The organism is Dryocola clanedunensis subsp. sulfonylureivorans (assembly GCF_016756775.1).
GTDB lineage: Bacteria > Pseudomonadota > Gammaproteobacteria > Enterobacterales > Enterobacteriaceae > Dryocola > Dryocola clanedunensis.
In genome coordinates this window covers 195,563-218,218 of record NZ_JAERMU010000004.1, presented here as the reverse complement: position 1 = coordinate 218,218, position 22,656 = coordinate 195,563, and the positions used below count along the sequence as shown (strand labels likewise).

Annotated in this window: 19 protein-coding genes; 10 read left to right on the top strand and 9 right to left on the bottom strand. The window is 56.0% G+C overall.

Annotated elements, in window-relative coordinates; genetic code table 11:
- Positions 1 to 120: 120 nt before the first annotated feature.
- The 3 genes from dtnK to HYQ67_RS05820 are packed head-to-tail and all read left to right on the top strand — an operon-like array spanning position 121 to position 3,107.
- Complete coding sequence (dtnK, locus tag HYQ67_RS05830; RefSeq protein WP_202302275.1) at positions 121 to 1,368, top strand: D-threonate kinase; 1,248 nt, start codon at positions 121 to 123, stop codon at positions 1,366 to 1,368.
- On the top strand, positions 1,361 to 2,347 hold the full coding sequence (locus HYQ67_RS05825; RefSeq protein WP_202302274.1) for a D-threonate 4-phosphate dehydrogenase: 987 nt from the start codon (positions 1,361 to 1,363) through the stop codon (positions 2,345 to 2,347). The genes dtnK and HYQ67_RS05825 overlap by 8 nt, the downstream gene beginning before the upstream one ends.
- A 1-nt stretch (position 2,348) precedes the next feature.
- A complete protein-coding gene (locus HYQ67_RS05820) occupies positions 2,349 to 3,107 on the top strand; it encodes a DeoR/GlpR family DNA-binding transcription regulator (RefSeq protein WP_202302272.1) in 759 nt (252 codons plus the stop codon).
- 10 nt (positions 3,108 to 3,117) lie between these two features.
- Here the strand turns inward: HYQ67_RS05820 and HYQ67_RS05815 are convergent, their stop codons facing one another.
- Positions 3,118 to 4,728, bottom strand: coding sequence for an FAD-NAD(P)-binding protein (locus HYQ67_RS05815; RefSeq protein WP_202302270.1), 1,611 nt, complete (start codon positions 4,726 to 4,728; stop codon positions 3,118 to 3,120).
- Between the two features lie 122 nt (positions 4,729 to 4,850).
- On the opposite strand from HYQ67_RS05815, the gene HYQ67_RS05810 reads away from it, so the two are divergent.
- Positions 4,851 to 5,486 (top strand): carbonic anhydrase, encoded by a 636-nt coding sequence (locus HYQ67_RS05810; protein ID WP_202302267.1) that lies wholly within the window; start codon positions 4,851 to 4,853, stop codon positions 5,484 to 5,486.
- Positions 5,487 to 5,681: 195 nt separating this feature from the next.
- A complete protein-coding gene (locus tag HYQ67_RS05805) occupies positions 5,682 to 6,548 on the top strand; it encodes a hypothetical protein (RefSeq protein WP_202302265.1) in 867 nt (288 codons plus the stop codon).
- A gap of 52 nt (positions 6,549 to 6,600) precedes the next feature.
- On the opposite strand, the gene HYQ67_RS05800 is transcribed toward HYQ67_RS05805, so the two are convergent.
- Entirely contained in the window at positions 6,601 to 7,437 is an 837-nt protein-coding gene (locus HYQ67_RS05800; RefSeq protein ID WP_202302263.1) for an alpha/beta fold hydrolase, read from the bottom strand.
- 462 nt (positions 7,438 to 7,899) lie between these two features.
- On the opposite strand from HYQ67_RS05800, the gene HYQ67_RS05795 reads away from it, so the two are divergent.
- A complete protein-coding gene (locus HYQ67_RS05795; protein WP_348519207.1) occupies positions 7,900 to 9,585 on the top strand; it encodes a GGDEF domain-containing protein in 1,686 nt (561 codons plus the stop codon).
- A 44-nt stretch (positions 9,586 to 9,629) separates the two neighbouring features.
- Here HYQ67_RS05795 and paoC read toward each other — a convergent pair whose 3' ends face one another.
- The 3 genes from paoC to paoA are packed head-to-tail and all read right to left on the bottom strand — an operon-like array spanning position 9,630 to position 13,450.
- Positions 9,630 to 11,828 (bottom strand): aldehyde oxidoreductase molybdenum-binding subunit PaoC, encoded by a 2,199-nt coding sequence (gene paoC / locus HYQ67_RS05790; RefSeq protein WP_202302259.1) that lies wholly within the window; start codon positions 11,826 to 11,828, stop codon positions 9,630 to 9,632.
- A gap of 3 nt (positions 11,829 to 11,831) precedes the next feature.
- Positions 11,832 to 12,782, bottom strand: a complete 951-nt coding sequence (locus tag HYQ67_RS05785) for an FAD binding domain-containing protein (RefSeq protein WP_202302257.1) — start codon at positions 12,780 to 12,782, stop codon at positions 11,832 to 11,834.
- Positions 12,779 to 13,450 (bottom strand): aldehyde dehydrogenase iron-sulfur subunit PaoA, encoded by a 672-nt coding sequence (paoA, locus tag HYQ67_RS05780; RefSeq protein WP_202302423.1) that lies wholly within the window; start codon positions 13,448 to 13,450, stop codon positions 12,779 to 12,781. Before paoA ends, HYQ67_RS05785 begins: the two co-directional genes overlap by 4 nt.
- 340 nt (positions 13,451 to 13,790) lie before the next feature.
- Between paoA and HYQ67_RS05775 the strand changes: the two genes are divergently transcribed.
- Entirely contained in the window at positions 13,791 to 14,867 is a 1,077-nt protein-coding gene (locus tag HYQ67_RS05775) for a YncE family protein (protein ID WP_202302255.1), read from the top strand.
- A gap of 82 nt (positions 14,868 to 14,949) precedes the next feature.
- Here the strand turns inward: HYQ67_RS05775 and HYQ67_RS05770 are convergent, their stop codons facing one another.
- The 3 genes from HYQ67_RS05770 to HYQ67_RS05760 all read right to left on the bottom strand — a co-directional run bounded on the left by HYQ67_RS05770 (position 14,950) and on the right by HYQ67_RS05760 (position 17,917).
- The gene (locus HYQ67_RS05770; protein ID WP_202302253.1) at positions 14,950 to 16,221 is read right to left on the bottom strand and encodes a DUF445 domain-containing protein; all 1,272 of its coding nucleotides are present in this window, start codon (positions 16,219 to 16,221) and stop codon (positions 14,950 to 14,952) included.
- A gap of 77 nt (positions 16,222 to 16,298) precedes the next feature.
- Positions 16,299 to 17,456, bottom strand: a complete 1,158-nt coding sequence (ampH, locus tag HYQ67_RS05765) for a D-alanyl-D-alanine-carboxypeptidase/endopeptidase AmpH (RefSeq protein ID WP_202302250.1) — start codon at positions 17,454 to 17,456, stop codon at positions 16,299 to 16,301.
- A 173-nt stretch (positions 17,457 to 17,629) separates the two neighbouring features.
- Complete coding sequence (locus HYQ67_RS05760) at positions 17,630 to 17,917, bottom strand: hypothetical protein (protein WP_202302248.1); 288 nt, start codon at positions 17,915 to 17,917, stop codon at positions 17,630 to 17,632.
- 331 nt (positions 17,918 to 18,248) lie between these two features.
- Between HYQ67_RS05760 and lpxP the strand changes: the two genes are divergently transcribed.
- From lpxP to sbmA, 3 genes are all read left to right on the top strand, one after another.
- A complete protein-coding gene (lpxP, locus tag HYQ67_RS05755; RefSeq protein WP_202302246.1) occupies positions 18,249 to 19,175 on the top strand; it encodes a kdo(2)-lipid IV(A) palmitoleoyltransferase in 927 nt (308 codons plus the stop codon).
- Positions 19,176 to 19,226: 51 nt separating this feature from the next.
- Positions 19,227 to 19,757, top strand: coding sequence for an isochorismatase family protein (locus tag HYQ67_RS05750; protein WP_202302244.1), 531 nt, complete (start codon positions 19,227 to 19,229; stop codon positions 19,755 to 19,757).
- 115 nt (positions 19,758 to 19,872) lie between these two features.
- A complete protein-coding gene (gene sbmA / locus HYQ67_RS05745; protein WP_202302242.1) occupies positions 19,873 to 21,090 on the top strand; it encodes a peptide antibiotic transporter SbmA in 1,218 nt (405 codons plus the stop codon).
- Positions 21,091 to 21,120: 30 nt separating this feature from the next.
- On the opposite strand, the gene HYQ67_RS05740 is transcribed toward sbmA, so the two are convergent.
- Positions 21,121 to 22,656, bottom strand: a complete 1,536-nt coding sequence (locus tag HYQ67_RS05740) for a DHA2 family efflux MFS transporter permease subunit (RefSeq protein ID WP_202302240.1) — start codon at positions 22,654 to 22,656, stop codon at positions 21,121 to 21,123.

Genomic DNA, 22,656 nt, shown 5'->3' with positions numbered 1-22,656 from the left:
ACGGTATGGCCTAATTTTATAATTTATTCGCGAAGTGAATAACTTGAACTTGCTCACACTTAATCAAATGTGATTGAATATAATCAATAGCAGGAACACGGAATCAATATGGGTACGGGCATGAAGGTCGCAGACGAAAAAATTCTTGTGATGGCAGATGACTTTACCGGCGCCAACGATGCCGGGGTCAGCTTCGCTGAGGCGGGGGCCGTCGTGGATGTCGTGTTTAACTCAGCCTGGGAAGGCGCGGCTCAGGTCGTAGTGCTTAATAGTGACAGCCGGGCGCAAAGTGCAGAGCAGGCTGGTGCTTCGGTAAGCGAGCTGGTGCAGAAAGTCAGCCACGCGTTCGGGGCGGGCTGGGTCATCAAGAAAATAGATTCGACCCTGCGCGGCAACATCGGCGCTGAATTAACGGCAATGATGGCGGCGACGGGGTTGAGGAGTGCGGTTATCGCTCCGGCTTTTCCTGCGGCGGGGCGGACCCTTCGTGGTGGAAGATGCTATGTCGACGAGGTGCCTCTTTTAGGGACGGAATTTGCCAGCGACCCTAAAACACCGGTGCTCAGTTCCGATCTGGCAGCCATCATCGGCATGCAGAGCGCTATTCGCTGCGTGATGACAACCCCAGCTCAATTATCAACCATGCTCAGGAGATCTGCGGAGGCTGAACCCTGCGCCTTTATTGTTGATGCGCAGACGGATGAAGACCTTGATGCTATTGCACAGGCGGCTGCGGATGTGCGTATCCGTCCTTTGCTGGTCGGGTCGGCAGGATTATGCGATGCACTGACCCGTAAGCTTTTCCCTGCTTTTCCCATTTCAAATTCGCTGCTGGCGGTTGTCGGATCGATGAGCGATACCGCGCAAAGACAAGTTGCGCTGCTGGAGGGGCATCCACGGGTTTGTACGGTGGCTATTGATCTGCAGGATGTATTCAGCGGCAACAGGCAGCCCTATCTGCAAAAACTTCAGCAGTCACTGCGCGCTGGCCGTCACTGCGTCGTCCACACGGCACCAACCCTGGCGGCACGTGAGCAAATTGATGCCCTGTGTGCGGTGCAGGGGCTTAACAGGTCGCAGTTGGGGGACCTTATCTGTTCTTTTCTGGCAGCGTTAACCCGCGACGCTATCGGCGAAGCGCCTCCCGCCGCGCTCTATCTATCCGGCGGTGATGTTGCCATGGCCGTAGCCCACGCGCTGGGTGCAAATGGTTTTCGGCTTAGCCGTCGCGTCGCGGGCTGTGTGCCTTACGGCAAATTTCTGGGCGGCTGCTGGCAACGTCCGGTCATGACAAAAGCAGGGGGATTTGGCGACGACGCGACCTTGCTGCAGGTTCTGAAGTTTATCGAGGAGAAAATGAGTGACTGATATTATTGCTGTAACCATGGGCGATCCTGCCGGCATTGGTCCGGAAATTATTATTAAATCGCTGGTTGAAGGGGAGTTGTCGGGAGCGCCTGTGATAGTGGTCGGCTGCGTGCAGACATTGCGCCGAGTGCAGAATGCCGGGATCACGCCTGATGCGGAATTGCGCGTTATAGGGGATGTCTCAGAAGCTGTTTTCTCTAAGGATGTGATCAATGTGCTGGATGAACCGTTGGCCGATCCTGATGCCCTGAAGCCGGGCGCTGTGCAGGCACAGGCGGGAGATCTGGCGTACCGCTGTGTGAAGCGAGCCACCGAGTTGGCAATGGCCGGGCAGGTAAAAGCTATCGCTACGGCCCCTTTGAATAAAGAAGCTCTGCATCTCGCCGGGCATAATTACCCAGGCCATACCGAACTGCTGGCTTATTTAACAAAGAGCCAGGATTACGCAATGGTGCTCTATACCGATAAGTTAAAGGTTATTCATATCACCACGCATATAGCGCTGCGTAAGTTCCTCGATACCCTTAATGGGGATCGGATTAAAACGGTTATCAGCGTAGCGGATACTTTTCTTAAGCGCGTGGGGTATAACAATCCGCGTATTGCCGTGGCTGGGGTGAATCCTCACGCCGGGGAAAATGGCCTGTTCGGCGATGAAGAGATACGGATTGTCTCCCCGGCCATTGAGTCCATGAAGGCGCAGGGTATTAACGTCGTCGGGCCTTGTCCGCCGGATACCGTCTTTATGCAGTGCCATGAAGGAATGTATGACATGGTGGTGGCGATGTATCACGATCAGGGACATATCCCCCTGAAATTGCTTGGTTTCTATGACGGGGTAAATATCACCGCTGGCTTACCTTTTATCCGCACTTCCGCAGACCACGGCACTGCTTTTGATATTGCGTGGACAGGTAAAGCCAAGTCTGAGAGCATGGCGGTCTCGATTCAGTTAGCTATGCAAATCGGTCAGAAATAAGATGAAGGGATATAATCGGTTAGAGCAGATTATGGATTACCTGAAAGGGCATAATCTGGTCACAGTTGAACAGCTTGTCGCGGTGACTGAGGCCTCTCCGGCCACCATCCGCCGCGATTTAATCAAGCTCGACCAGGAGGGGGTGATCAGTCGCTCCCACGGTGGCGTGACGCTCAACCGGTTTATCCCCAACCAGCCAACTACCCATGAGAAAATGCAGCGCAGCCTTGCTGAGAAGCATGCCATCGCTCGTGCGGCGGCCAGTTTTGTTAAGGCTGGTGACGCCGTGGTGCTTGATGCCGGCACGACGATGATTGAGCTGGCGCGTCATCTCACCCATCTGCCGCTGCGGGTGATCACCAGCGATCTGCATATCGCCTTGTTCCTTGCTGAGTTTAAGCAGATAGAAGTGACGATTATCGGTGGCCGCATCGATGATTCCAGCCAGTCCTGTATCGGCGATCACGGGCGAAAACTGCTGCAGAACGTCTGGCCTGACGTGGCGTTTGTCAGCTGTAACAGTTGGGATCTGCAGCGCGGTATCACTTCCCCGACCGAAGAAAAAGCGGCGCTCAAGCGTGACTTAATCGCCAATGCTAAACGACGTGTGCTGCTGGCGGACAGTTCAAAATACGGTGCCTGGTCGCTGTTTAACGTCGCCCATCTGGCGTCGTTGTCCGATATCGTCACCGACGATCGCCTGGACAAAGAGATTTGCGAGGCAATCGAGAAGATCGCCCCGCGTCTGACTATCGCCTGAAACGCCTTCCTCACAGCTCCATAAAATACAGTCGTCGGCGAGGCCGTAAATCCATCTCAAAAATGGCCTTCGCCATCGCTTCACCCATCTCCGCGCAAACCACCAGGCCCTGCACGAAAGGCTGGTCGTGCATCAGCCACGGCAGCGCGCCGAAGGCTATGCGACCGCGCACGGCCTCCGGTGCAAGCAGGGTGTAATCTTTGCTGACGTCCGGGATATCGTCCCCCGTAGAAAGCAGTTGCTTACGCAGGCTCGGGAACGGCAGGTCTTTGGTTTTCAGCGCTTTCTGGCCTCGGGCATCGATATAAACGTTGAACTCATGCTTTTCTCCCTGCGCGTAGATCACCGTCCGCTCTTCTTTAACCTCCAGCTCGTAGTCCGGCCCCAGAGCCTGAATGCTGATGACGCCTGCTTTGTGCAGCGCCAGCAGGCGGCGGATGGATTCTGAGGGGATCGCCGCATAGTTATCGATGAACACCCGCGCCAGGCTGTCGTGGAAGCGCTTGCCGTCCTCTTCGCTCAGATGAGGGACGATCTCTTGCACGACCTCGTGCAGCCGCAGGATGGTGTAGCGCCAGGCAATTGTGCGTTTGTCGCGCTTGTTGCGCTCAACTTCTTCAAGGTTGGCTTCCGCCCACTCGAACGGATCGTTTTGATGGCGCGGGGCAAAGATGGCGTCGTGAAAACTTTGCGGATTAAGCGCCCGCAGGGCTATCCGCTCGCTCCAGGCGGGATCCGCCAGCGCCAGCTCTTCAACCATCAGCCGGAACACCCGATCCAGCAGGCCGTCCGAACCTTTGGCGATCTCTTTCTCAATGATGTTTTCGGTGGCGATGCTTAGCGGCTCGTACGGGAGCGGGCAGTAGAAATCGGCTTCCGGCAGAATACCTGAGCGGGACATCAGCACGATTTTCAGCGGTTCACTCTGCTTATCAAGCTCGAAGCGCACCTGCTGCTCGTCCGCCTCGATGAATCTGCCGTGCTGAACGGCGACGGCCATGGCGGCGTCGATGCCGCTGAGCGACGTGCCCATAATACCGACGCTACAGGCACCGATTTTTGCCTCCATCAGCCCCGACCACGGGCTCGGGAAGAAGGTGCGCGTCGATTCGCTTTCGTCGGGCCAGACGTGCCCGGTAGCGATAACGGCGAGGTCGTAGACCTCCTGCAGCGGCTTCTCTTCCGCCCAGATGCGCACGCCTTCCGTTGTCGCCTCCAGGTCGGTTACCCGGCATGTTTCCCGGACGGTTATCTCAAAGCCTTTTTGCTTCGCCTGTTTTACCAGCTCAAGGAACTGGTCGCGGAAATACTCGCCCAGCAGAATACGCGGCAGGAATTTGCGGTCATGCAGGGAGGCATGTTCAACGCGGTAACGGGCAAGATGCTCAGCGCTTTGCTCTTTAAGCCAGTCCAGATAAGTCCTGAAAATAGGGGGGATCTCAATACTGGCGATGTTGGCCAGCATCAGCCTGGAGTTGTCCTCATCGCTGTACGGCATGCCTACGCCTGCCTCGTCAGACTGCTCAAAGACCGAGACGGCAAGCGGTTCGCCGTGCTTAAACAGCGAGTAAAGCGTGTAGATCCCTGTCGGTCCTGCGCCGATAATCGCAATCTTCTTCATCGATACTTCTCCTCGTGACATCCATAATCCATCAGAAACTCATCATTTTCTTTTGCCGGAGCTAGACTAACTGAGTGTGATCTTTATCATAATCTGGTGAAGACAATAAAAGAGACCGTGCTATGCAACATATCATTGAGGGCTTCCTCAACTTCCAGAAAGAAATATTCCCGCAGCGTAAAGAGCTCTTTCGTAGTTTAGCCTCCAGCCAGAATCCGAAGGCGCTTTTTATCTCCTGTTCCGACAGCCGTCTGGTGCCGGAGCTGGTCACCCAGCAGGAGCCGGGGCAGCTGTTTGTCATTCGTAACGCCGGTAACATCGTGCCTTCGTTCGGCCCGGAGCCGGGCGGCGTCTCGGCAACGATTGAGTATGCGGTCGTGGCGCTGGGCGTAACGGATATCGTGATTTGCGGCCACTCTAACTGCGGCGCGATGAAGGCCATTGCGACCTGCCAGTGCATGGATTCCATGCCTGCCGTCGATCACTGGCTACGCTATTCCGACGCGGCAAAAGCGGTGGTGGAGAAAAAGAGCTGGGATAACGAAACCGCGAAAGTGAATGCGATGGTGGAAGAGAACGTCATCGCCCAGCTGAACAATATCAAAACGCATCCTTCCGTTGCCGTTGGCCTGCGCAATAACGCCCTGCGCCTGCATGGATGGGTATATGACATTGAAAGCGGCGAGATCCGCACGCTGGATAAAAACACAAAAACCTACGTCTCACTGGCGGACAACCCGGACGTCTGCTTCGAGTAAGCAGGCTTTCGGCCGGGCAGGGAGGCCCGGGACAATAAATATCGCGCCATTCTCTCGCTATCTCCTTTTCTTCCGCCATAGTTGTAAAGCCTCGTTTAAAATTAAACAGCCTGCTGGTCGATATTTCACCGCTATATCGACTAAGGTCTCCTGCTTAATTTATTCATGCTTTTCAGACACACGGGTGGAAGAAGAATGCTCGACGGTAAAATGGCTTCTCTGCGTCAGGCGTTATGGAAAAAACGTCTCCCCATGCTTGTCGCTAAGGACGCGCGGACAGGAAATCCGTACAACTACTATTCGGTGCATCTGGTGGATGTTGACCACCAACGTTACCGGCTGGTGGACTGGCAGGATAATACCGCGCTCATAGCCCGCTGGGATTATGAGACACATGATTACACGGATGAGCGGCGCATTACCCTTGCCGAACTCGATGAAATGGATACGGAGATTATTCACCATCGCCGCTACGGGCCGGTGAGCTTCGGTGGCATTCTGGCTTTCAACTTCAGCTATTACACCCGCTTTGTGTATCTTAAAACGCTCATCAGCCGCGGCAAAGGCAGGTTCGTGTCGGCATTTTTTGCCAGCAAGGAGCTGAAAAGCCGTGACCGCATCTCGCTGCTTAACCTGCTGGTTAACGAATATGTTCATCAACGCCCGTCAAAGCTAAACGCGGGGGTCACCGTCGACGAGGTGATCGAGCTGCTGTATGGCAAGCTTTGGTATAAGCACATCCGCAATGAAGAGTTTCGCCGTAAGGTGACGCTGCTGCTGAAGTCGCTGGTTATCACCGAAGATTTGATGCAGCAAGACGAACGCTATTTTGTGCAGCCCAGGTCTGTCGCCACCATCGTCGATTACGAAAAAGACGAACGCCGCAGCGCACAACAGGTGAAGATGCAAAAAAACATCGTTCGCCTGATGCTGATTATCACCGCCTCGACGCTGATGATTACCCTCGCGCTGCTGTCGCTGGCGGGCGTGGTCGATCTGCATAAAATCTGGCACGCCATCGTTAACCTCAAACCAATCCGCGTGCTGTTTAAGCTGATTTAGCCGTCAGAGGCGGGGCGTATCACTCTTGCGATAGGCCCCGCTCTCCACGCTGTTAGCTACGAATAAACTCAAGAATATCGTTATTGATGACGTCGGCGTGCGTAGTCGGCATACCGTGTGGGTAGCCGGGGTAGATCTTCATTTTATTGTTGGGGATAAGTTTTTCCTGCAGCAGCGCCGCTGTTTTATAAGGCACGACCTGGTCGTCGTCGCCGTGCAGGATGAGCGTTGGCACGGTAATAGCCTTCAGATCTTCCGTTTGATCGGTTTGCGAAAATGCTTTGATGCCTTCGTAGTGCGCTTTGGCGCTGCCAGCCATGCCTTGCCGCCACCAGTTGTCAATGATGCCCTGTGAGGCCTCGGCACCCGGGCGGTTATAGCCGTAGAAAGGCCCGGCGGCGACATCCAGGAAAAACTGCGCCCGGTTCGCGGCAAGCGCCTGGCGGAAGCCGTCAAACACCTCAAGCGGCGTGCCGTCAGGATTGCCGTCCGTTTTCACCATCAGCGGCGGTACCGCGCTTATCAACACGGCTTTCGCCACTCGGCCCTGCGGCTGACCATACTTCGCCACATAGCGCGCAACCTGTCCGCCGCCGGTGGAGTGTCCGATATGCACCGCATTTTGCAGATCCAGATGCTCTGCCACGGCGGAGGCATCCGCCGCGTAATGATCCATGTCGTGCCCCTCGCTGACCTGGCTTGAGCGACCATGCCCACGTCGATCGGATGCGATCACCCGAAAGCCTTTCGACAGGAAGAACAGCATCTGCGTGTCCCAGTCGTCGGCGCTTAACGGCCATCCATGGTGAAAGAAAATAGGTTGCGCGTCCTTAGGGCCCCAATCTTTAAAGAAGATGCTGACATTATCTTTCGTGGTGACAAATGACATGATCTAACCCCCTGGTGGGAAGGATGGAGTAACGCTTGCTATTCCACGGCTGTGGAAGGGTGGCTGAAAGCAGTAAAGCAACGGGTAAACACAGTTTCAAAGCGTAGTGAAGAATGATTCGCTTTGCCTTCGCGCGGCGGACATTTTTGCCGTTCTGCTGTCGGGGTAGAGGGATATTGCTCTAAAAGCAGCATTTCGGCACCGAGGGCTTTGAGGACCTGGCCATGAAAAGGCGTGGTACTTTTTTCGAGCAATATATCTGCTAGATAAATCTTGTTGGCTCGGTGAAGATTAATTATCTGGCTAATTAAATTAACGCTATGCAGTTAATCAATATTGAAAATTTAACAAAATAGAATTTTAAAATAGCTCACATTTTAGGGCTTTTCTTTTGCACAATTGCATGCTGGTAAGTAATATCGGTCACTGATGAAGAATGGCTGAGAATGAAAATTGAATACCGTGCTGGTAAGAAACTCCCCGCTGATCAAAAGAATTTCAGCTATCGCATTTGTGATTGTCTGTCTGACATCTATACTTTCCTGGGAACTGATTAGCAACGCCTGGACGCAATATAATAAAGCACAGGATAATATCACTCAATTCTCTGATTTTTATCAGGTTCTTAATGTTTCAAATAAGCTAGCCGAAGAGCGTGGTTTTGCAAATCAACTTATATTTTCCTCTGGTAATAACAGGAAAGCCGCCAGAGCGGCCTTTCATAAAAGCCAGAGTCTGACCGATCAGGCGCTCAAAAAAATCCCTGATGAGATTCTTTCGAGCACAATGTTGCAAAATACACTTTCTCATTTATTGCGTGGCAGAGCAGACGTTGAGCAATATGTTGCGGGTCCGCGAGATAATGCATCTGGTGCGCAGGTCGCTGTTGATTCAATGATGGAAGCGACCGAGTATTTTCATAATATATTATTTATCAGGACTGAGTCATTCATCAAAATGGAGCCTTCCGCGCTGGGCGCTATCTTGCAGGGCCAGGCGCTGGGCGGGCTGCGTAACTCAACGGGCAAGTTGGGATCATATTTTTTATATTATCTCAATACAGGGCAGCCGTTAACCGAACAACAGCTGGAAAAAATATCGAAAGAGTGGGCGAGAATAGAAATTCAGTGGTGGTTGCTTGGTGCGCAAACCGATGAGGTTAAAGACTCAGCCGACTTTCGGGAATTAATGCTTAAAACGCGACATAAATTTCAAAATAAAGGTGCTGCACTCGTTCAGCTGCTTCAGGCCCAAAGTGAAAATAGAGAGCCGTATTCAATCAGCGTTGAAGACTTTTCGATTCGCTATCAAAACAGTCTGAGCACATTCAATGATTTGTTGCATATGTATTTGTCAGATGTGCACCGTTACTATAGTAAAGAGAAGAAAAGTGCTTTAAATCATCTGGTCATGACGCTGGTGACGCTGTTTTTAGTTTATGCTTTGGCGCTGGTGGCCGTGATTTATATTCATTCAGGCGTGGTTAAACCGCTGATGAAAATTAATTTGCGAGTGAAATCGATGGGCATTGATGAAGAGGAGTTGCCTCACAAAACGCAAATTTGCGAAATAAAAGCGCTGGAAACGACATTAAATAAACTTGAAGAGCATATTGATGAAAAAAGAATGCTCAGCGATGAATTAAAATTACTGGCAGAGAAAGATGCGCTCACCGGGGTGTTGAATCGTCGGGGCTTTGAAATGAGAGCGAAACAGCTGCTGGAGCAGAAGGACAGTGAAGCGCCGGCGTGGCTGATTTTGTTAGATATCGATCATTTTAAGCATATCAACGATACCTGGGGGCATCCTGCCGGCGACAAGGTGCTGTCGAGCTTAGGGAAAGCGCTGCAACAAGTCGCCATGGAGGACTGGATTGTTGCCAGGGTTGGCGGTGAGGAGTTCGCCATTATGTTCAGGATGGCTGATAAACAAGATGTCCTGCACTATGCCTGGCTTTTACAAATGACCTGCAAAAATCTTCGCGTTGCCGCGGAAAGCGGCATGGAGATCCGCTTCACGGCAAGTTTTGGGGTAGCAAGCGCTTACCACTGCGGATTACCGGCAATGATGTCCGAGGCGGATAAAGCTTTGTATCGTTCCAAAAAGGCCGGGCGCGACCGCATTTCCGGCTTTGATTCACAGGCGTAGCGCCGCGCTGGCAACCTTGGTTTGGCTGCCAGCCACAGGCACGCTTAAACCAGCTCTGGTAACCCCTTCAGCAGCTTATCGAGCGTCACGGGATAATTCCGCACCCGCACGCCCGTCGCGTTGTACACCGCGTTGGCGATAGCCGCGCTCACGCCGCACAGCCCCAGCTCGCCCACGCCTTTGGCCTTCATCGGCGATGACACCGGGTCGGTATCGTCGAGGAAGATGACCTCCTGTTCCGGGATATCCGCATGGACCGGCACCTCGTAGGCGGCCAGATCGTGATTCACGAAATACCCCAGCCGTTCGTCGATGGCTAACTCCTCCATCAGCGCCGCGCCAACGCCCATGGTCATCGCGCCAATCACCTGGCTGCGAGCAGTTTTCGGGTTGAGGATGCGGCCAGCGGCACAAACCGCCAGCATGCGGCGCACGCGGGTTTCCCCGGTCGCCATATCCACGCCAACCTCGACGAAATGCGCGGCGAAGGTGGACTGCTGGAATTTCTCTTCCAGCTCCGCGAACTCGATGCTGTCCTCAACGGTCAGCGTCCCGCCAGCGGCTGCGTCTTTCAGCGGCGCGCTTTTCTCCCCGTCGCGCACCTGCCCGTCGGTAAACTCCGCCTTCTGCGGATCAAGCCCCAGCTTCGCGGCGACCGTTTCACGCAGTTTGACGCATGCAGCGTAAACCCCGGCGGTGGAGCTGTTCGCCCCCCACTGGCCGCCGGAGCCTGCCGAAACAGGGAAGTCGGAGTCCCCCAGCTTAACCACCACATCTTCCAGCGGCACGCCCAGCATTTCGGCGGCGGTCTGGGCGATGATGGTGTAGCTGCCGGTGCCGATATCCGTCATGTCGGTTTCCACGGTGACGCGGCCATTGGCGTCCAGATGCACCCGCGCGCCGGATTTCATCACCAGGTTGTTACGGAACCCTGCGGCAACGCCCATACCGACCAGCCAGCGCCCGTCGCGAACCTGGGCGGGTTGCGCTTTGCGATTTTTCCAGCCGAAACGGTCGGCCCCCGTGCGCAGGCATTCAACCAGCTGGCGGCGGGAGAAGGGGCGTTTCGGGTTGGCCGGGTCAACCTGGGTGTCGTTGATAATGCGAAACTCAACCGGATCGACGCCCGCCTTCTCAGCGATTTCATCGATGGCGATTTCCAGCGCCATCAGGCCCGGCGCTTCGCCCGGCGCGCGCATGGCGTTGCCTTCCGGCAGGTCGAGTTTTGCCAGCCGCAGCCCGGTGAAACGGTTTGCCCCGGCATACAACAGCTGGCTTTGCTGCACCGCCGTCTCCGGTGGCCCGCCCGCAACGTTGCCGGACCAGCTTTCGTGGGCGATGGCAGAGATGCGCCCGTCTTTATCGGTGCCGATGCGGATGTGCTGAATAGTCGCCGGACGGTGGGTCGTATTGTTCGGGATCAGCGGGCGCTGCAGCGCGATTTTGACCGGGCGTTTTGCGGCGCGGGCGCCCAGCGCGGCCATCAGAATATCGCTGCGCAGGAAGAGTTTGCCGCCAAATCCGCCGCCAATATAGGGCGACAGCACGCGGACGTTTTCCGGCGGCAGGTTCAGCGTGGTGGCCAGGTCGCTGCGGCACCAGTCCACCATCTGGTTTGAGGTGTGGACGGTGAGCTTGTTGCCCTGCCACTGCGCCATAGAGGCGTGCGGCTCCATCGCCATATGGCTCTGGTCGGGCGTGGTGTAGGTGGCGTCCAGCTGCACTGCGGAGGCGGCAAAAGCACCTTCGAAATCGCCGGTCGATTTATCCGGTTCGCTTTCGGGTGCCTTATTGACAGAAGGTTTTTCATCGGCCAGATCGTAGCTGCCTTTTTCACGGCGATACTCGACCTTAATCAGCTCCGCCGCGGCGCGGGCCTGTTCGAACGTTTCCGCGACCACAACGGCAACCGCCTGATGGTAGTGGGTGATATCCGGCCCGCCCAGCAGCGGGGCGGGGTTCTTATCCCCCTTGCCGAGCTTCCCGGCGTTGTCGGCGGTGACGATGGTGATAACCCCCGGCGCCTGGCGGGCGGCCTCCAGCTCCATCGAGCTGATTTTGCCCTTCGCCACGGCGGAGCCGACGATATAGCCATAGGCCGCATCGGGCGTTTCATCGTGCCACTCGTAGGCGTAGCGGGCGGTGCCGGTGGTTTTTAGCGGGCCGTCAATGCGGTCATGCGGCAGGCCGACTACCTTAAGCCGATCTATTGGGTTTGCGCCCGCTGGCTTATCAAATTTCATGATTTATCCCCTCGCTTCCGTCAGCACCGAGGCGAGCGTGCGCTTCGCCAGGATCAGCTTGAATTCGTTTTCAGGCGTTGGGGTGGCACCAGCAAACAGCCGGTCGTATACCCCTTTTGCACCCTGGGGAAGCTGGGCATCCGCCTCTTCCATGCGCCAGGGCTTGTGCGCAACGCCACCCAGCGCAACGCGGCCTGTGCCATCGCTTTGTACCACTGCGGCGACGGATACCAGCGCAAAGGCGTAGGAGGAGCGGTCGCGGACCTTACGGTAGATATGCGTGCCGCCGAGCGGGGCGGGGAGCGTAACGGCAACGATCAGCTCGCCTGCCTTGAGGACGGTCTCCAGATGGGGCGTATTGCCCGGCGCGCGGTAGAACTCTGCGACAGGGATCTTTCGCTCGCTGCCGTCCGGGCTGACTGTCTCAATTGCGGCGTTCAGCAGCCGCATGGCGACCGCCATATCGCTGGGGTGCGTGGCGATGCAGGCTTTACTGGTTCCCACTACGGCATGCTGACGGCTGAACCCCTCAAGAGCCGCGCAGCCGCTGCCGGGAAGGCGCTTGTTGCAGGGCTGATTGGTGTCGTAGAAATAGGGGCAGCGGGTACGCTGGAGCAGGTTTCCGGCGGTGGTAGCCTGGTTGCGCAGCTGGCCCGAAGCACCCGCAAGCAGCGCGCGTGAAAGCACGGCGTAGTCGCGTCGTACTCGCTCGTCGGCTGCCAGATCGGTGTTGCGCACCAGCGCACCGATCCGCAGGCCGCCGTTCTCCGTCGGCTCAATTTTATCCAGCGCAAGGCCGTTAACGTCTATCAGGTGGGGCGGAGTTTCTATTTCCAGCTTCATCAGATCGAGCAGGTTGGTGCCGCCCGCAATAAATTTGGCACCGGGCTTGCCCTGGGCGCTGGCTGCCGCCTCCGCCGGGGTTTTTACGCGTTCGTAGGTGAATGCCTTCATGATTTCTGCCCCCCGGAGACGTCTTCAATCGCCGCAAGAATGTTGGAGTACGCCCCGCAGCGGCAGATGTTGCCGCTCATGCGCTCGCGAATTTCCTCCTGGGTTGGCTGGGCCGGTGAAACAAGATCGAGGGTGACGTGGCTTGGGATCCCGTCTTCGATTTCTTTTAGCACCGCCACGGACGAACAGATCTGCCCTGGCGTGCAGTAGCCACACTGGTAGCCATCGTGTTTGATGAACGCGGCCTGCATGGGATGCAGGTTATCCGGCGTGCCGAGGCCTTCGATAGTGGTCACTTCGGCGCCGTCCTGCATCACCGCCAGGGTCAGGCAGGAGTTAAGACGGCGTCCGTTGACGATAACGGTACAGGCCCCGCACTGGCCGTGGTCACAGCCTTTTTTGGTGCCGGTGAGATGCAGGTTCTCCCGCAGCGCGTCCAGCAGCGTTGTCCGGGTGTCGACTTCCAGCCGGTGTTCTTTGCCGTTGACCTTCAGCGTCACGGGGGACATTGCCGGTGGCGGCGTCGTTTTCAGTTCGCTGGCTCCCAGGCGGCCGGAGTGCGTCATGGCAGCGGCCGCCGCAGAAGCCGCGCCCGCTTTCAGCAGATCCCGCCTGGTCAGGTTGTATTCAGGCAGGTCAAAATCTCTAATGCAGAAAATTTTGCTCATATTGCCGCCAGTTTCAGGCTGCACTCTTTTATTTGCCTCATCGCCTTGGTTGCTCATACCAGGCCTCCAGTAATCTAAAAGTTGAACCAGGAAAAATGTACCGCGTAGGTTTTATAGCGAACTATTAAGCATAGACGGCGTAGCGGAAGGATTACTCCTGGTTACTGAATGCCGTCATGAGGAGGATTCATTAATCAACAGCGTTTACATTTAGCAGTGAAATGATTATGTTTCTCATTTGCATTTAAGGGTGGCGTTTTGCTCTCTGGTGTCCTGTCCGGCACCGGGGAGGCTCTCACAGGCCGCCACCCGCCTTTCTGACGGAAACAGGAACCTCATCGTGATTAAAAAAACAACGGCGCTGGCGGCGCTCATTGCGCTGGCATTAACGGGATGTACCGCTCAGCAAACCAAAACCGGGCAGCCCGCAGCCGCTGCTCAGACGGAGCAAAAAAGCGCCTTAACGCAGCGTGAGCTTTCTGAAGGCGTGTATGAAATGGCGCTCAGCCAGCAGTCGGGCGCGCTGTATGTCGCTACCGCGCAGGGGTTTAAAACCGTGCAGGGCGGAGTGATCTACAAGCTGGATCCGGTGACGCTGAAAACGCTGGGGGAATCGCATACTGACCTGAAAAACTTCGGTGCGGTAATGGATGCGGACGGCAAAACGCTGTTTGTGACCAACTCGCTGGACGGCGGCATCAGCGCGGTCAACGTTGAAGATGGCAAGGTGCTCAAACGCCTGCTGTTCACCGAGCGTAACGAGAAGGGCCTGCCGTACGGCGCGCGTGAAATCATTCTTCATGACGGGCTGCTGTACGTAGGCGGCGTAGCGGATCCGGCGGTGATCTGGGTGGTGGATGCGAAGACGCTGAAGCTGAAAAAGCGCATTAATAACGCCGGGAAGTGGGTTACCGGCCTGCTTTACTCAGAGCAGACGCAGCGTGTTTACGCGGCGAACGGCGGCGGTGAAATTCTGGTGATTAACCCGCGCACTAACCGCATCGAAAAACGCTGGAAGCCGCTCGGGGATAAACCAGCGCTGCTGCTTAACCTGGCAGAAGATCCGGCGACGGGCCGCCTGTTCGTGACCGACAACTCGAAGGCGAAAACCACGCTGGTGCTGGACAGCAAAACCGGGGAAGTGCTGAAGAACCTGGCGACGGGTGATACCCTGGCGGTGAAGTTCAACGCGAAGCGCAACGAGCTGTACCTGACCCAGCGCGAATCCGGCAGGCTGCTGATTCTGGACGCCACGACGTATGCGCAGAAAAAATCCATCAGCCTGCCGCCGCATCCAAATAGCCTGCTGCTCTCAGCCGACGGGCAAACGCTGTATGTGACGGTGAAGCAGGGCTTTAATAAGGACCACACCACCAAAGGGCCGGACAGTATTGTTCGCATTCCTTTAGCGCAGTAGCGTTGTTTTTTGTCGGATGACGCTGCGCTTATCCGACCTACGAAACCGGCGAGATGATGGTAACGTCATCCGCCGTTCGTTATCAAAAATGAATCACCGAAGGCAGCTGCGAAAGCAGGAACAGCAGCAGGCCGACGGTGCCGCCGACCAGCGTGCCGTTGATGCGGATAAACTGCAGGTCTTTACCGATGTTTAGCTCGATCTGCGCGGACATATCTTTCGCGTCCCAGCCTTTTACCGTATCGCTGATGTGCCTGGTCAGGAAGGTCGCGAACTCCGGCGCGACTTTGCCGACGGCCTGTTCCAGATGCTCGTTAAGCGACGCGCGCAGGGCGCTGTCGTTCACCAGCGTCTCCCCAAACCACTGGCCCGCCTCGGCAATGCGCTGTTTGATGCGGGAGTCCTCCGAGCGCATATCCTCCTTCAGCCATTTCCGCAGGTCGCCCCACATCTCGCTCAGGTAGCGGTTGAACGCCTCGTCCTCCTTCAGATACGTTTTGATATCCTCCGCTTTGGCGGCCATTTCCGGGTCGCTTTTCAGCCTGTCGATAAGCTTAAAGGTGGCGCGGTCAAAGGCCAGACGCAGCTGGTGGCCCTGGTCGTGGGTGATGTCGTCGAGCAGATTATTGACCGCGCTGGTCACCAGCTCGGCGCTGTGCTCGCCAAGCCACTCCGTCGGCAGGATTTTTGCTTTACGGGGATGCTCCGTTTCCAGCCAGTGCACAATCTGGTGGGCGATAAAATCGCGGGAGCTTTCGCGGTCAAGCCACGTCACCAGCTGGGCGATCATCGCGTCCAGCAGCGCCTGATGGCGGTTATTTTTCGTCATGCTCTCCAGCAGCAGGGCGCTGGAGTAGCTCAGGTCGACCTTATCAATCGCCTTGTGCACCGCCCGGCGCAGCAGGCTCTGAATGCGCGAGTCGTCGGTCATATCCAGAAAGCCGCTCATCACCTGTAACAGATGCTGGCCGACGCGCTGGGCGTTGTCCGGCTTGCTGAACCAGACGCCAATCATCTGCGCCGGTTCGTGGCGGCGGATCAGGGCTATCAGCGACTGGGTATCAAGGAATTTCTCCTGCACGAAGACGCCGAGGTTTTCGCCGATGCGGTCTTTATTACGGGGAATAATCGCGGTATGTCGGGCGATAAACGGAATCGGCACGCGGCGGAACAGCGCCACCACGGCAAACCAGTCGGCGAGCGCCCCGACCATCGCGGCTTCGGAGATCGCCTTGAGTCCGCTGACCCAGAAGCCTGGCGGGAGGAAGAGGGTTGTGACGAAAGTTGCCGCCGCAATGAGCAGCAATGAGAGCGCGATGCGCTTGGTTTTTTTCAGTTCAGCCATTTTATCCATGGCTAAAGCATAGAGCCGCGCGGACGGAAGCGGTAGAGGATTTCCGCACGCGGCTCTGAAAGCTGCCTTGTTGCTCGCTACGACGCTGGCGTGACGACCGGCGCATAGCCGCTTAATTCAGACACCAGATCGTTCACGCCGTCGCTCATATTCACGAAGCGGGTGAGCGGTGAACGGGTAATGACCACGAATACCCCAACGTTGCTTTGCGGCACCATCGCCATGTAGGTGATGAAGCCACCGCCGCCACCGGTTTTTTGCACGATACCCGGGTGGCCGTTCTTTGGTGCCATATACACCCAGCCTAAGCCAAGCGCATCCGCTTTGCCCGGTACGTCCATACCGATGACTTTATGCAGCTGCTTACGCTGGTAAATCAGCGTTTGCATGCGATCTGCCTGGCTGTTGCGCTGATGGAAGTCAGAGCTTAAGAACTGCTGCATCCAGCGCATCATGTCGTCCGGCGTGGAGTAAACCCCGCCGCTGCCAACCGCGGCAAGCGTGTTGTCACATGGGCTGGGGCCTTTTTCCGCCACCATCAGACGCTTGCACTGGTCGGGCGAAGGGGTAAACGTGGTGTCCTTCATGCCCAGCGGACGGGCAATTTGCTCGTCAAACAGCGTGGCGTAAGGTTTGCCCGCGGCACGGCTGAGGGCATCAGCCAGCAGGTCGAAGGCGAGGTTCGAATAAGAGGCGTTAGTGCCGGGGGCGTATCTCAGCTTAGCGGTGGACAACCAGTTCCAGCGCTGGCTTTGTGTAGGCCAGGTGAAAACGGTGCGATGCGCCGCACCGCCGGGCTGTTCGCGGGGCAGGGCGCTGGTATGCGTCGCAAGGTTTACCAGCGTAATGGGCTGACCGTTGAAGGTAGGGACGCGTGCACCCGGAGGCGCATATTTGCTTAGCGGATCGTTCAGCTTCACTTTGCCCTGGTCGAGCATTTTGACCAGCATCTCGCTGGTCATCAGTTTGCTCAGCGAGGCGATACGGATAACGGAGTCCAGCTGGGGCCGCACGTTGTTGCCGGGGCGGGTTTCCCCAAAACTATGGAACACTCGCTGATTACCATCGATAACCACCATCGCCATACCGGTAGCGCCGCTTCCGTAATAGATATGGTTGGCATAGCGCTCTGCAATTTCAGACGCAAAGACCGGATCGGGTGAGGTTTGCGCAAACCCCAAAATGGGCAGCGCAGCGAGGGCAAGCGCGGCGATGCGCGGGAGAAGAATTTTCAACGCAAGTAATCCATATAACGAAGGGAAGCGATATTGATCGTATTTATACTACTCATCGGCGCTGTGCAAACGCGGAAAATGAGCTTTGTGACAAGAAAAAGCGTAACGCGGCATTTCAACGCTTTTTTTGTGCGTTTTTTGCACCGTAACCAGTGGCTACGGTGCAGTGAAGGTTATTCCGTTTTGGTGGCGTCCTGCTGCATGACTTCGTCAGTGGTGCCCCCTTTCTGGATCATTTTTTCGTTAGTTTTATGCTCTTCGCGCATTTCGTGGCCGCTCAGGCAGGCTTTGGAATTTTTATTCTCCTGCGCACGGCAGTCATCGCTGATATGGCCCGGGTTTTTGAGCTGCTCTTTTTGTTCAGCCTGACTTGAGGTGCTTTGTGCCGGATTCTGTGCAAGGGCTGCACAGCTGGCGATGAGTAAAGTGCAGGTGCAGAAAAGAGAGATGATTTTTTTCATGGCGAACGTCCTGAGAGGTGAAGGGGGATCTCAGTAAGTATTAGTGCAAAAAACGAGCAGCGTAAAAACAGAATTGGATTTATCCTGACTGTTTTTTGTACCGCTAAAGGTGTATAAGAGGGATCGATGGTGCGTTATTAGTTGAAATAAGCAAAAAAACTGACATGTCCTATACATAGACTGATCGGATCGCGCGTATCATCTGCAGGGTAAGTTTTACCTTGCTGCAACTATCCTCGCCCTGTGGCCTCTAAGTAGTAGCCTGCGCTGTACCGCTAATGATTCAGTTCTTCAGGCGATACGCCTAATTCACGTATAAAGAAGCTCAACTATGTCGACAAAACCGCTGTTTTCCAAAACCTTGCTTCATCCACGTTACTGGTTGACCTGGTTTGGCCTGGCCATTTTATGGCTCTGGGTACAGCTGCCTTATCCTGTGTTACTGAAAATGGGCCGCTTTATCGGCAAATTTTCCATGCGATTTTTAAAGCGCCGCGTCTCTATTGCGCGCCAGAACCTCAAGCTTTGTTTCCCGCAGTACTCCGATGAACACGTTGATAGCATCGTCGAACAGAACTTTGCCTCTCTCGGCATGGGGCTGATTGAAACGGGCATGGCCTGGTTCTGGCCTGATGAACGTGTGCGCAAATGGTTTGACGTGCGCGGTCTGGAAAATCTCCACGACGCCTGTGCAAAAGGCCGTGGCGTCATGGTCATCGGCGTTCATTTTATGTCGCTTGAGCTCGGTGGGCGCGTCATGGGGCTATGTCAGCCGATGATGGCGATGTACCGTCCGCACAATAACAAAGCGATGGAGTTTGTGCAGACTATCGGCCGCTCCCGCTCCAACAAAGCGATGATTGACCGTCGCAATCTGAAGGGAATGGTGAAAGCGCTGAAGTCTGGCGAAGCCGTGTGGTTTGCCCCGGATCAGGACTACGGTCCGAAAGGCAGCTCCTTCGTACCGTTCTTTGCCGTTCAGGAAGCCGCCACCACCAACGGCACCTACACCATTGCGCGGCTGGCAAAACCGGCCATTCTGACCACGGTGCTTATCCGCAAGCCGGACGGCACCGGCTACCAGCTGGTGATTGAACCTGAGCTGGTCGACTATCCGGTGGATGACGAACAGGCCGCTGCCGCCTACATGAACCGTAAGATCGAACACGAAATCATGCGCGCGCCGGAGCAGTATCTCTGGCTACATCGCAGATTTAAAACGCGTCCTTTCGGCCAGGACAAGCTCTACAGCGCCTGATCCTGCGGCGGGTATGCTACGCTTCTGATGAATTTCAACAGGAGACGAACCATGCCCGCATCACGTGTTTTAATGGTTATCGATATGCAAAACGGGGTGTTTGAAACATCCCGTCTTGACCGCGAACGTTGTACCTCCCGCATCAATCAGCTCATCGATGCCGCAGACCAGGTGATTTTCATCCAGCACACCGAAGAGGGGCTGGAGCCGGAAAGCCACGCATTCGATCTTCTTCCTGAACTTACCCGGCCAGCAAACGCCCTCTACGTCACCAAAACGGCCTGTGATGCTTTCTATCGCACAACGCTTGAGGACGTTCTGCAAAGCCGCGGCATTCACGAGTTTGTGGTTTGCGGCTGCGCAACCGATTATTGCGTGGATACCACCATCAAAAACGGGGCCAGCAAGGGCTATGCAATGACGGTAGCAGGGGATGCGCACACCACGGCGAACCGTCCGGCGGCGGACGCGAAAGTGCTGATTGCTCACTACAACGACGTCTGGCGAAGCCTGACAATTCCGGGCAACCGGCTGGACGTAAAAGAGACGGCAGAGATTCTGGCTGCATGGACGAGTATCTGAAAAGTTTGCACATTACTTGATACAACATTCCCCAGGCTTTACTGTGCCCGGATCCGCTATAACTAAGCGACGTCGTAAAAATAACTAAAAGAACCTTACGTTCAGGAGTGTTGTCATGTTTAAGTCGTTTTTCCCGCGCCCGACAGCGTTTTTCCTGTCGGCTTTTCTTTGGGCGCTTTTAGCCGTTATCTTCTGGCAGGCCGGCGGCGGCCACTGGCTACAGAATCTTGCCGGCGTCACGGGTGAAGTACCGATCAGCGCGGCTCGCTTCTGGTCACGCAGCTACCTGGTTTTCTATGCCTACTATGCGGTTTGCGTCGGCGCATTTGCCGCTTTCTGGTTTATCTACTGCCCGCACCGCTGGCAGTACTGGTCCATTCTCGGCTCTTCATTGATCATCTTCGTCACCTGGTTTCTGGTGGAAGTGGGCGTGGCGGTCAACGCCTGGTACGCGCCGTTCTATGACCTGATCCAGACGGCGCTCAGCTCGCCGCACAAAGTCACCATCGGGCAGTTTTACCATGAGGTTGGCGTCTTCCTGGGGATTGCGCTGATTGCGGTGATGGTGGGCGTGATGAACAACTTCTTCGTCAGCCACTACGTGTTCCGCTGGCGGACGGCGATGAACGAATACTATATGGAAAACTGGCAGCTGCTGCGCAACATCGAAGGTGCCGCCCAGCGTGTGCAGGAAGATACCATGCGTTTCGCCTCGACGCTGGAAGATATGGGCGTGAGCTTTATCAACGCTATCATGACGCTGATTGCCTTCCTGCCGGTGCTTGTTACCCTTTCAGCCCACGTGCCGGAGCTGCCGATTATCGGCCACATTCCTTACGGCCTGGTGATTGCGGCGATTGTCTGGTCCCTGCTGGGGACCGGCCTGCTGGCGGTGGTGGGGATCAAGCTGCCGGGTCTTGAGTTTAAAAACCAGCGCGTTGAAGCCGCCTATCGTAAAGAGCTGGTATACGGGGAAGATGACCCGTCTCGCGCCTCGCCGCCCACCGTTAAAGAGCTGTTTAACGGCGTGCGTCAAAACTACTTCCGCCTCTACTTCCACTACATGTATTTCAATATTGCCCGCATTCTCTATCTGCAGGTGGATAACGTCTTTGGCCTGTTCCTGCTCTTCCCGTCGATTGTGGCCGGGACGATAACCCTGGGCCTGATGACGCAGATTACCAACGTCTTCGGCCAGGTGCGCGGCTCGTTCCAGTACCTGATTAGCTCATGGACCACGCTGGTGGAGCTGATGTCTATCTACAAACGTCTGCGCAGCTTTGAACGCACGCTGCAGGACATTCCGGTAGAAGCCGCAGGCGAATCGGTATAAAAAATGCGGCCCCATCATGGGGCCGCATTTTTAATGTCCTGCCGAAGGCGCGCCCGGCGCGCCGGAGCGGACAAACGGCGGACGCGCAAACCAGATAACCAGGATCAGCGCCATAAATCCCCAGCCCAGAATCCAGAAGTAGTCGATGGTCGACATCATGTAGGCCTGCTGCTCGATGGTCTTATCGATAAGCGCCATATGCTGCTGCGTGGCGCCTCCCATCTTTTCGACGTAATCCACCGCTGCCGGGTTGTACTGCGACACGCTCTCCGTCAGGTTCGCATGGTGGAAGATCTCCCGGCGTGACCAGATCCACGTGGTCAGCGACGAGGCGAACGAACCGCCCAGCACGCGGAAGAATGTTGCCAGACCAGAGCCTTCCGCCACTTCCGCTCCGTTGAGGTTCGACAGCACGATGGTGGTGATCGGCATAAAGAAGAACGCCACGCCAATCCCCATAAACAGCTGAACTTCGGCGATGGTGCGGAAATCCACGTCGGTATTGAACTGCGCGCGGATGAGGCATGAAGCGCCCATCGTCAGGAACGACAGCGAAGCCAGAATACGCAGGTCAAATTTCGTCGCATAGCGGCCGATTATCGGCGTCATGATCAGCGGCAGCACGCCCATAGGCGCTGCGGCAAGCCCGGCCCAGATTGCCGTATAGCCCATCTGCGTTTGCAGCCATTGCGGCAGAATAATGTTGATGGCGAAGAACGCCGCGTAGCCCAGCGTCAGCGAGATCGTGCCGATGGCAAAGTTACGATCCTTGAACAGGCGCAGGTTCACAATCGGATGGCGTTCGCCCAGCTCCCAGATGACAAACGACACCAGCGAAATCGCCGAAATCACCGTCATGATGATGATGTGCGTTGAGGCAAACCAGTCCAGATCGTTCCCTTTATCCAGCACGATTTGCAGCAGCCCTACCCCCAGCACCAGCAGGGCGATCCCAATGTAGTCGATGGGCGAGTGGGTGGTTGTCTCTTCGCGCGAGCGAAGCTGCGTCCAGACCACAATCGAAGCAAAAATACCGATCGGCACGTTGATATAGAAGATCCACGGCCAGGAGTAGTTGTCGGTGATCCAGCCGCCGGTAATCGGCCCGACGATAGGGGCGACCACGGTGACCATCGACAGCAGGGCCAGCGCCATGCTGCGCCTGCTGGAGGGGAAGATCACCAGCAGCAGCGTCTGGCACATCGGGAACATCGGCCCGGCAAAGAAGCCCTGCAGGGCGCGGAAGATAATCAGCTCCGTCATGCTGTGGGCGAAGCCGCACAGGAACGAGGTGAGGGTGAACATCACCACCGAACCGATAAACAGCTTCAGCTGGCCGAAGCGACGGGTAAACCAGCCGGTCAGCGGCAGGGCGATGGCGTTACACACCGCAAAGGAGGTAATAACCCACGTCCCCTGGTCCGCACTAACGCCGAGGTTCCCGGCGATAGTCGGCAGCGCAACGTTTGCGATGGTGGAGTCCAGCACCTGCATGAATGTCGCCAGCGACAGCGCGAGCACCGCCAGCCACATATTGGGGGGCGTAAACGAGGCCTTATCTTGCAT